The organism is Novosphingobium sp., assembly GCF_024642085.1.
GTDB lineage: Bacteria > Pseudomonadota > Alphaproteobacteria > Sphingomonadales > Sphingomonadaceae > Novosphingobium.
In genome coordinates this window covers 1-10,839 of sequence record NZ_JAHEBV010000045.1, presented here as the reverse complement: position 1 = coordinate 10,839, position 10,839 = coordinate 1, and the positions used below count along the sequence as shown (strand labels likewise).

The window sequence follows — 10,839 nt, the reverse complement described above, 5'->3', positions numbered from 1 at the left end:
TCCCTCCTCCGCTACCAGCAATTGAAGATGAACCAGCCGGGCATTTGTCTTATTTTGATCGCAGCACACAGCGGACTGCGGCCATCGCCGTCGGGTGTTGAGATGCCGTGCCGAGCGGCGCACGGCGCGCGATCTTTCACCAGTACGTCGGGGTACTGATACCGCGTTCCAAGGTCGGCAGTGGCTTGCTAATGCGCAAGGCGCAGCTGCTTGGTCAATGCACGAAGCCCTGCTCGTCAAAAACGAGCAGGGCCCTGCAATTACGGATTTGATCAGGCCGAGAGCTTGCCCGTCATCGGCATGGTCCCGAAAGCGCCAGCGTTGATCCCGCCAACAAGTTCCCCATCGGTAATGGTGACATCGCCTTCCAGCTTCATCGGCATCGGCACGGTCATGTTCATGGTCCAGGTCAGACGGTTGCCGTCGATCTTGCCATCGACCACGTCCATAGAACCCATCGCTCCGGCATTGCTGCCAGTGAAGGTGTCACCATCGACGATGACAGTGAACTTCGAAGATTGATCGCCCATCGGGCTCTTGGTCACGCAATCATAAACACCGGCAACAGACATGGCTTGAACTCCTGATGATAACTCTGGCTTCCCTTGTCGTGCCACACGCAGCAGTGTCAATAGGCAGATGATTGCCAATGGCAAACCGGGCCGACGCGACCTTCAAGGTGCTGATTTTTTGCGGACACGCAAAACTGGGATGAGCCTTGGTGTCGAACTGCTGGTTGACCTGCCCAGACGCAATATCCGCTTGTTGCACGGCGCGGGATTGTGCAATCGAACGCCATGACGGATTTTGCCGCATGACTGACTGGGTCGCCAAAGCTGCGACCGCTGCCGAGGCGGCTGACGCCTATGCCGAGGCCGCGCGGCGGAAGATGGCATCGGCAATTGCGCCCGACGGCCGGGTCGTAGCGGCCCTTGCCGATCGTGAGCAGCGTCTGGTCCACGGCTTTGCATGGATCGCCACCACCTCTGAAGCGCTGGCAGCCACGGCGCGTTGGGCCGCGCGGTCGCAAGCTGAGGACCGCTTTGGCAAGATTGAAGAACTGACCTTGCGGGTCGGGTTCGGAGAATATCTGGCGCAGTTGATCGGCGGCGTACCGATGAGCCAGAGCGAGTTTGCTCGGGCCGGGGAACTTGGCATTGCCGATGCTGCGGTGGCCCTGGCTTTCGATCCGGCAGTCCAGGACTTCCTGGGCGAGGGCAGCACTGCATCGTCCCGTTTGGCTCTGGCGCAGCGCCTGCGCACCGGCGAATTGCCCGATGAAGCACTGGACGACGACACTATGGATATGGTTCGGGTCCAGTTCCGCAATTTTGCGCGCGACCGGATCACGCCATCGGCCCATTCATGGCACCTTGCGGATGAATTGATCCCCGATACGATAGTTCAGGAGATGGCCGAACTGGGCGTGTTCGGAGTCTGCATAGATGAAGAGTACGGCGGGCTCGGACTGGGCAAAATGGCGATGTGCCTGGTTTCTGAAGAGCTGTCGCGCGGCTGGATTTGCGCCGGATCGCTCGGAACCCGCTCGGAAATAGCTGGCGAATTGATCGGTCAGAACGGCACGCCGGAACAAAAAGCGCAGTGGCTGCCTGGGATTGCTTTGGGCAAGGTCCTGCCGACCGCCGTGTTTACCGAGCCGGACACCGGCTCTGACCTTGCCTCGGTTCGGACCCGGGCGGTGCAAATACCAGACGGTACCTGGCGTGTTACCGGGGCCAAGAACTGGATCACTCATGCAGCGCGCACGGATCTGATGACGCTGCTGTGTCGTACCAATCCGGACATACCAGGCTATGGCGGTCTGTCGATGCTGCTGGCGGCCAAGACCCGCGCGTCCAGCAACGCTGATTTTCCCGACGCAGGCCTCGATGGTAGCGAGATCGAAGTGCTCGGTTATCGCGGCATGAAGGAGTACTGCCTGTCGTTCGACAGCTTTCCGGTTGCCGCGGACGGTCTGCTGGGCGGCAAGGAAGGACAGGGCTTCAAGCAATTGATGCGCACCTTCGAAGGTGCTCGCATCCAGACAGCGGCCCGAGCGATCGGGGTCGGCTGGAATGCATTTGACCTGGCACTGCGCTATGCCACCGAACGCAAGCAATTCGGCCAGCAGCTGGCGGATTTCCCGCGTGTGTCGGACAAACTTGCTCTGATGGTCGCCGAGCTGGTGATGGCCCGCGAGCTGACCTATTCGGCCGCGCGCCACAAGGACAAGGGTGAACGCTGCGATATTGAGGCAGGCATGGCCAAGCTGCTCGGTGCGCGGGTCGCCTGGTCAAACGCCGACGCTAATGTCCAGATCCACGGCGGCAACGGCTACGCGCTGGAATATGAGGCGAGCCGGATTTTGTGCGATGCGCGCATCCTCAACATTTTTGAGGGTGCGGCGGAAATTCAGGCGCATGTCATTGGTCGGGGTCTGGCAGTATCCGCGCGCGGCTGAGAGGGCAGCGGGTTGATCGGCGATAACGTACGTTACGCATACTAATTTTGATTGCGCGTTGAACGTTGCTGCGGCATTGTGCAGGGGCCTGCCAAACCGAAGGCTGACGTGACGCACGTTGCGCGTCTGGTCGAAGCGCTTCGGCACCCGGACGGCAGGTGCGCCTAAAACCGGGCGGCACCATTGGTGGGAGCGGATTATGCGAGCAGCATGGCTGACGGCATTGGCAGCGGCTTTGGGCTTGGCTGCATGCAGTCCTGCTCAGCCTGGCTACGATCTGGACAAGGCTTCGCCTGGCGCGGTTGACCAAGCCCGGCTGCTGGCGGCAACGGGGGACGGTGATAACTGGCTGGCCTTTGGCCGCACTCCGGATGAACAGCGTTTCAGCCCGCTTGATCAGGTCAACAACGAAACGGTCAAGAATCTGGGCCTGGCCTGGTCGGCGGATATGGACACCGCGCGCGGCCAGGAAGCGACGCCATTGGTGGTCGATGGCGTGCTCTATGTGTCGACCGCCTGGTCGATGGTCAAAGCCTATGATGCGGCCAGCGGCAAGCCGATCTGGTCATACGATCCGGAAGTGCCGCGCGATACACTGGCACGCGTGTGCTGCGATGCGGTCAATCGCGGGGTGGCGGTTTACAACAACAAGGTATTTGTCGCTGCTCTGGACGGGCGCCTGATTGCGCTAGATGCCGCCACCGGCAAACCGGTGTGGTCAAAGGTTGTGGTGCCGGACCAGAAGAGTTACGCGATCACGGGCGCGCCGCGCGTTGTCAAAGGCCGGATCATTCTTGGCAATGCCGGGTCGGAATACAAGGCGCGCGGATCAATCGCTGCGTTCGACCCCGAAACCGGGGACGAGGTCTGGCGATTTCACACCGTTCCAGGGGACCCGGCGAAGGGGTTTGAAAATCCCGCAATGGAAAAAGCCGCAAAAACCTGGACCGGCAAGTGGTGGGAACTGGGCGGCGGCGGCACGGTGTGGGATTCGATCAGCTATGATCCCGCGCTGAACCTGATCTACTTTGGCACCGGCAATGCCGAACCGTGGAACCCGGCGCCGATGGAGCGGACCGGCGACAACCTTTACACCAGCTCGATCGTTGCGGTGAATGCCGATACCGGCGAATATGTCTGGCACTTCCAGGAAACTCCTGAGGATCGCTGGGACTTCGATTCAAACCAGTCAATCATCCTGGCCGATCTGCCGATCAACGGCACGCCGCGCCGGGTCGTGCTACACGCGCCCAAGAACGGGTTCTTCTATGTCCTGGACGCAAAGACCGGTGCGTTCCTGTCGGGCAAGCCGTTCACCGCGGTTAACTGGGCCAGTGGGCTTGATCCAAAGACCGGCTATCCGGTCATCAACCCCGAGGCTCGCTATGAAAAGACCGGCAAGCCGTTCATTTCGGTTCCCGGCGCGGCGGGTGCGCACAGTTGGCAATCAATGGCATTCAGCCCCAAAACCGGGTTAGTCTATATTCCGGTCCAGGAGGCCGGCTTCCCGTACGCGGCGCAAAAAGATTGGCAGCCTAGCGCGATCGGCTTCCAGACCGGGCTTGACAACGCTGCCGTGGCGATGCCGGCCGATGCCAAGGTGCAGGCGGGTGCAAAGCAGGCCACAACGGGTTCACTGCTTGCCTGGGATCCCGTTGCCCAGAAGCCGGCCTGGTCGGTCAAGTATCCCGGCCCGTGGAATGGCGGCGCGCTGGCCACCGCAGGCAATCTGTTGTTCCAAGGCACCGCTGGAGGTGAGTTTATTGCCTACAGCGCCGACAAGGGAGCGAAGTTATGGTCTTTCCCGACGCAAAGCGGGGTGATCGCCGCACCGATGACCTACCGGGTCAAGGGTGAACAATATGTCGCCATTCTGGTCGGCTGGGGCGGGGTATGGGATGTCGCTACAGGGGTATTGGCGGGTAAGTCCGGCACCACCCGCAACATCAGCCGCTTGCTTGTGTTCAAGATCGGCGGCAAGGGCGCGCTGCCGCCTGCACCGCCGCTGGCGGCTGTGCCGCTTGATCCTCCGCCAAGCACCGGCACGGCTGCCCAGATTGCCGCGGGTGGGCAGACCTATGGCCGCTATTGTTCCGCGTGTCATGGGGATGCTGCCGTAGCCGGCGGGGTGAATCCTGACCTGCGGCACAGCGGCGCGCTAAATGACGGCGCGGCATTCAAGTCGATCGTGATCGAAGGGGCATTGCAGCACCAAGGCATGGTGTCATTCCGTGCCGCGCTCAAGCCCGATGATGCCGAAGCGGTGCGGCATTACGTAATCAGCCGGGCCAATGAAGATTTACGGCTTGAAAAGTAGTAGACTGCGAACCGTGCGGGCCCGCCGCAACGGCTAGACGCCAAAGCAACTGACAAACGGATGACAATGGAGAACGCTATGACCCAGCTTTACCGCAATCTTATCGACGGTGAAATGATCGAAACAGCCGCGACTCTCGACGTCGTCAATCCTGCTAATGAGCAGGTTGTCGGCCGCGTTCCGGCGTGCGGCGCAGCAGAGCTGGACCGCGCGGTCGCGGCTGCACGGCGCGCTTTCAAGACCTGGTCCAAGACCCCGGTTGATGATCGCCGCGCTGTAATCATGGGTATATCCGCTGCGATTGAGGCCAACGCCGACGAACTTTACCGCCTGCTGACGACTGAACAAGGCAAGCCGCATATGCAGGCGCAGCACGAAATTCACGCCTCGGCCGGGATGGTTGCCGCGCAATCGACGTTGGTGCTGGAAGACGTGATCAACGAAGATACAGAAGAACGGTTCAGCCGCACGCGGCGCGTACCGGTCGGCGTGGTCGGCGGGATCGTGCCATGGAACTTCCCGGTGCTGATGGCGGTCCAGAAGATCGCCCCGGCCATTCTGTCGGGCTGCACCATCGTGCTCAAGCCATCGCCGTTCACCCCGCTGACAACGCTTCGCCTGGCCGAATTGATCAAGGATGTTGTGCCGGCCGGTGTCGTCAACATCATCACGGGCGAGGATTCGCTTGGCCCGCTCATCACCGCCCACCCGGATATCGACAAGATAACTTTCACCGGATCCACCGCCACCGGCAAGAAGATCATGGAAGGGGCCAGCAAGGACCTCAAGCGGATTACGCTAGAACTGGGCGGCAACGACGCCTCGATCGTGCTGCCCGATGCTGATGTCGCCAAGGTGGCCGAACAGCTGTTCTGGTCAAGCTTTACCAATGCCGGGCAGATCTGCGTGGCGGCCAAGCGCGTTTATATCCATGAGGATATCTACGAACCGCTGAGCAAGGCGATTGCCGATTATGCCAAGACCGTAACCGTCGGCGATGGTTCACAGCAAGGCACCGGGGTTGGCCCGATCCAGAACAAGAAGCAGTTCGACCGGGTCTGCGAACTGATCGAGGATGCCAAGACCAATGGCTATAAGTTCCTGGTTGGCGGCGATGTCGATCCTTCGGGTTCGGGATACTACGTACCGATCACGATTCTCGACAATCCGCCAGAAGACGCCCGGATTGTCGCCGAAGAACAATTCGGCCCGGTGATGCCGCTGATGAAGTTTTCCAGCGACGACGAAGTGATCGCACGCGCCAATGCGTCCGATTATGGTCTGGCCGGTGCGGTCTGGACAAAGGATACCGATCGCGGCGTTGCGATTGCCGAACAGCTGGAAACCGGCACGGTGTGGATTAACGAGTTCCTCCACCTGACCCCGTTCGCGCCGTTTGGCGGGCACAAGCAATCGGGATTCGGCGCCGAATACGGCATCGAGGGATTGAAGGAGTTCACTTATACCCAGGTCATCACCGTCAAGCGTGATGCCTTGGTCTGAACGTCAGAAAATGATGAGCAGCCCCGCCGGACTGGTTTCTGGCGGGGCTTGCAGTTGAAGGAAGCAGACGGTGCCGATTGACCTAGCGCAGATCAGGGCGATCGACGTGCATGTCCACGCCGAGGTTTCGTGCCACGATCCCGAAGACCCGGTAATGGGCAAGTACTTCGATGCCGCCAGCGCCTATTTCAAGGCACCCCGCGAACGGCCCAAGATACCGGAAATCATCGAACTCTACCGTGAACAGAAAATTGCGTTTTGTCTGTTCACGGTCGACTGTGAAAGTGGGATCGGGGCGAAGCGGGTCAGCAATTATGAAATTGCCGAGCTGGCCGCAAAAAATGACGACATCTGCCTGGCCTTCGCTTCGATCGATCCGCACAAGGGCAAAATGGGCGCGCACGAAGCACGCGACCTGATCGAGAATTACGGCGTCAAAGGGTTCAAGTTTCACGGCATTATGCAAGATGCCCATCCGGCCGACCGGATGGCCTATCCGATTTACGAAGTGATCGCAGAATACGGCTTGCCGGCCATCTTCCACACCGGTCATTCGGGCATGGGAACGGGCATGCGCGGCGGCGGCGGGGTGCGGCTCAAATGGGGTCAGCCGATGCTGATCGACGATGTTGCAGTCGATTTTCCCGATATGAAGATTATCCTGGCGCACCCATCGTGGCCATGGGTCGATGAAAGTCTGTCGATGGCCTTGCACAAGGAAAACGTGTTCATCGATTTGTCGGGGTGGAGCCCCAAATATTTTCAGCCGCAGATAATTCAGTATGCCAATGGGCAGCTGAAAAAGAAGATGATGTTCGGTTCCGATTTCCCGTTGATTCATCCGGACAAATGGCTCGAAGCGGCCAAGCAGGCAGGCTTCAGGGACGACGTGCTACCCGGCATCATGAAGGACAACGCGGCGCGCCTTCTTGGGCTGAGCTGAATCAGGCGCAACATAGATGGCCAGTTTCATCCTGATTCATGGATCGTGGCACGGCGGATGGTGCTTTGATCCTGTGCGAAAAATACTTGAAGCCGCCGGGCATGAGGTGATCGCGCCTGATCTGCCCGGGATGGGCGGTGATGAGGCGCAATTGCGCAAAGCGACACTGGCGGTATGGGCCGATTTCACCGCCGAAATCTGCCGCAATGCAGCGCAGCAGCCTGTCATCCTTGCAGGCCACAGCCGCGGCGGACTGGTTGTCAGCCAAGCTGCCGAACGCGCTGCCGAGACGATAGACGCGCTGGTCTACATTTGCGCTATGATGCTGCCCGACGGTATGTCGAGGGCCGCGTTTAAAGAGCTTGAAGGGCCCAATCCCGCCTTCGATGCGATCATTATGCCCGTGTTCGGCGGTGCCGGAACCATTGTCGATCCGGTCGCAGCGCCTGCGGTCTTCGCGCAGCTTTCGCCTGCACCTTTGGTGGAGGCAGCAATGGGCCGGTTGATGGCAGAGCCGCACGGCCCGCGCTCTACTGCGCTGCAATTGACCGAAGCCCGCTTTGGATCGCTTCCGCGCACCTACATCGAATGCACGCAAGACCGGACTATTCCGATAGCGAGCCAAAGAAAAATGCAGCAGCTGGTGCCAGGCGCGGCGGTGACTACGCTGGAGTCCGATCATTCACCCTATCTGTGCCGGCCCAGCGAACTTTCCGCGATGTTGATCGCAGTTGCCAACGCGGTCAGCCGCTGAACACAACGGTTTTATGACCGTTCAGGAACACCCGGTCTTCCAAATGCGCACGCACCGCATTGGCCAGCACCCGCCGCTCGATATCGCGGCCCTTGCGCACCAGATCATCCGACATATCCGCGTGACTGATTGCTTCGACATCCTGGTGGATGATCGGCCCTTCATCAAGATCTGCGGTGACGTAATGCGCGGTTGCGCCGATCATCTTGACCCCGCGATCAAAGGCCTGGTGATACGGCTTGGCACCCTTGAAACCTGGCAGAAAACTGTGGTGAATGTTGATGCAGCGGCCCGACAGAAAGGAGGCCAGATCGTCGGACAGGATCTGCATGTACCGCGCCAGTACCACCAGCTCGGCGCCGGTTGTGGTGACCAGTTCCTTGATCTGCGCCTCTTGCAGCGACTTTGTCTGCGCAGTGATCGGCAGGTGATGATATGGAATGTCACCGACAAGCGAAATGTTCAGCGCACCGGCCGGATGGTTGCCGATTATGCCGACGACATCCATGCTGAGTTCGCCAATGCGATTGCGGTAAAGCAGATCGCCCAGGCAGTGATCGAACTTCGATACCATCAGCATCACCTTGCGCCGCGCGGAAGCGCTACGCATCGACCATTGCATGGCGTTCTGGCCGGCCAACGAGGTAAGATCGTCCCGCAACAGGGCGGCGGAATCCTGGTTCGCCAGATCAAAGGCGATACGAAGGAAAAACATCCGGGATTCGGTGTCGTTGAATTGCTGCGAGCTTAGGATATTGCCGCCATTGTCGGCCAAAAGCCGCGTAACCCCGGCAACCAGTCCGGGCTTGTCGGGACACGATAGTGTCAGGATTTGGCGGTTTTCAATCATTTTCTCCGTCTCCCGATCCAAATATAATGTTTGTGTTACATACAAAAAATGCTATGCGCAATCGACAACAAGAACGCAAGCAGAGGATGGTTTGGATGGCGCAGAATCTTGAGCAAGTGCTGGCCGGCACGGGCAACATTGTCGAGATGTTGCGCAATTCGCAACTCGGCGCCTACGTCTATCCCGTGGTCGCGCCAGAGTTTCATAACTGGCGCGATGAACAATGGGCCTGGCAGCACAGCGCTGTCCTGTTCGATCAGTCTCACCACATGGTCAACCTTTACGTGCGCGGGAAAGATGCGCTCAAGCTGATCAGCGATACCGCGATCAACACGATGAAGGGCTTTGCAGTAAACAAGGCCAAGCAATATGTTCCGACCACGCCTTATGGCCATGTCATTGGCGATGGCATTATCTTCTATCTGGCCGAGGAAGAGTTCGTTTATGTCGGCCGTGCGCCGGCTTCCAACTGGCTGCGTTATCACGCCGCAACTGGCGGTTATGATGTTGATCTGGAACTGGATGACCGTTCTCCGATGCGGCCCATGGGCAAGCCGGTAACGCGATCGTGCTGGCGTTTTCAGATCCAAGGACCGAAAGCCTGGGCGATAATTGAAAAGCTCAACGGCGGCCCGGTCGAACAGCTCAAGTTCTTCAACATGGCGGAAATGACGATTGCCGGGCGGACTGTGCGGACTTTGCGCCACGGCATGTCGGGCGCCCCTGGGCTTGAAATCTGGGGTCCTTATGACGAGCAGGAGGACATTCGCAGCGCGATCCTGGATGCCGGGCAAGAATTCGGCATCGTTCCCTGCGGTAGCCGCGCTTATCCGTCCAACACACTGGAATCAGGCTGGATCCCGTCGCCGCTTCCCGCAATCTATACCGGCGACAAGCTTAAGGAATACCGTCAATGGCTTGGCGCCGACAGCTATGAAGCGACCGGATCAATCGGCGGCAGCTTTGTATCGTCTTCAATTGAGGACTACTACCTCAACCCGTGGGAGCTGGGTTACGGTCCTTTCGTCAAGTTCGACCATGATTTCCATGGCCGTGAGGCGCTGGAGGCGTTGAAAGCAGAAGATCAGCGCAAGAAGGTTACCCTGGCGTGGCATCCGGATGACATGGCAACGATCATGGCATCGATGTTCAATCCCGATGGCGAGGCTTACAAGTTCTTCGACGTCCCGCTCGCCAACTATGCCTCGTCCAACTATGATCGCGTGGTCGATGCCGGCGGCAGAACGGTTGGCCTGTCGATGTTCACCGGCTTCAGCTACAATGAAAAGCAGGCTCTCAGCCTTGCTACGGTCGATCCGGAAATCCCGGTGGGAACCGAACTCAAGGTGATCTGGGGCGAAGAAAATGGGGGCACGCGCAAGACGACTGTCGAGCGCCATAAGCAGATTGAAGTCCGGGCGATTGTCAGCCCGGTGCCCTATAGCCGGGTCGCCCGCGAAACCTACCAAGAAGGGTGGCGCACCGAGCGGTCCGCTTGAAGCATTCAAGACCCCGAAACTAGGGAGGTACGAATGACCGCACCGATCATTCATCCAAATTGGGACCTTGCCCCGGCGGGTGTCACCGATGGCTACTCGCTTGAAATCACGGCCAAGGATGTCGCCGCCTTGCGCGAGGCAGCCCCGCGAATTGTGCCCGATACCCCAGTTGCCATAACTTTCCTTCCTGGAGAGGAAGCCGAAGCCCGGATTGCCGCAGCAATTGCGGTGCGCGACCTTGGATTTGAACCCATGCCGCACTTCTCCGCGCGCCGGATCCTTTCTCAGGACGAGTTCGGCAGCTATCTGGAAGCGGTAGTTGATCGTGCAGGGGTACGCCGGTGTTTCATCGTTGCCGGCGATCCGCTGCAGCCCGAAGGTCCTTTTTCAGACACCACCGCGATGCTGGCGACCGGGGCCTTTGAGCGGCTCGGTATCAAGGCGATCGGCGTCGGCGGCCATCCTGAAGGTCATCCCGTAATGACCACGCAGCAATGTTGGGATGTACTTGT

Annotated in this window: 8 protein-coding genes and 1 pseudogene; 7 read left to right on the top strand and 2 right to left on the bottom strand. The window is 59.4% G+C overall.

The features are described 5' to 3' along the window. Nucleotides 1–272: 272 nt before the first annotated feature. Entirely contained in the window at nt 273–572 is a 300-nt protein-coding gene (locus Q0L62_RS12440; RefSeq protein ID WP_296680285.1) for a hypothetical protein, read from the bottom strand. A gap of 242 nt (nt 573–814) precedes the next feature. On the opposite strand from Q0L62_RS12440, the gene Q0L62_RS12435 reads away from it, so the two are divergent. The 5 genes from Q0L62_RS12435 to Q0L62_RS12415 all read left to right on the top strand — a co-directional run bounded on the left by Q0L62_RS12435 (nt 815) and on the right by Q0L62_RS12415 (nt 7,978). After that, on the top strand, nt 815–2,461 hold the full coding sequence (locus Q0L62_RS12435; RefSeq protein ID WP_296680283.1) for an acyl-CoA dehydrogenase family protein: 1,647 nt from the start codon (nt 815–817) through the stop codon (nt 2,459–2,461). Nucleotides 2,462–2,660: 199 nt separating this feature from the next. Next, nucleotides 2,661–4,778, top strand: a complete 2,118-nt coding sequence (locus tag Q0L62_RS12430; protein WP_296680280.1) for a PQQ-dependent dehydrogenase, methanol/ethanol family — start codon at nt 2,661–2,663, stop codon at nt 4,776–4,778. A 78-nt stretch (nt 4,779–4,856) separates the two neighbouring features. Then, nucleotides 4,857–6,281, top strand: coding sequence for an aldehyde dehydrogenase family protein (locus tag Q0L62_RS12425; protein ID WP_296680277.1), 1,425 nt, complete (start codon nt 4,857–4,859; stop codon nt 6,279–6,281). Nucleotides 6,282–6,351: 70 nt separating this feature from the next. Further along, nucleotides 6,352–7,224, top strand: a complete 873-nt coding sequence (locus Q0L62_RS12420) for an amidohydrolase family protein (protein ID WP_296680274.1) — start codon at nt 6,352–6,354, stop codon at nt 7,222–7,224. 16 nt (nt 7,225–7,240) lie between these two features. Beyond that, on the top strand, nt 7,241–7,978 hold the full coding sequence (locus tag Q0L62_RS12415) for an alpha/beta fold hydrolase (RefSeq protein WP_296680271.1): 738 nt from the start codon (nt 7,241–7,243) through the stop codon (nt 7,976–7,978). Here the strand turns inward: Q0L62_RS12415 and purU are convergent. Next, nucleotides 7,968–8,828: a formyltetrahydrofolate deformylase gene (gene purU / locus Q0L62_RS12410; RefSeq protein ID WP_296680268.1), complete on the bottom strand. Its 861-nt coding sequence runs from the start codon at nt 8,826–8,828 to the stop codon at nt 7,968–7,970. The genes Q0L62_RS12415 and purU overlap by 11 nt on opposite strands. A gap of 95 nt (nt 8,829–8,923) precedes the next feature. Between purU and Q0L62_RS12405 the strand changes: the two genes are divergently transcribed. Together Q0L62_RS12405 and Q0L62_RS12400 are read left to right on the top strand one after the other, a co-directional pair. Next, nucleotides 8,924–10,327, top strand: a complete 1,404-nt coding sequence (locus Q0L62_RS12405) for an aminomethyltransferase family protein (RefSeq protein ID WP_296680266.1) — start codon at nt 8,924–8,926, stop codon at nt 10,325–10,327. 33 nt (nt 10,328–10,360) lie between these two features. Next, a pseudogene (locus tag Q0L62_RS12400) lies at nt 10,361–10,839 on the top strand (methylenetetrahydrofolate reductase); the annotation flags it as partial.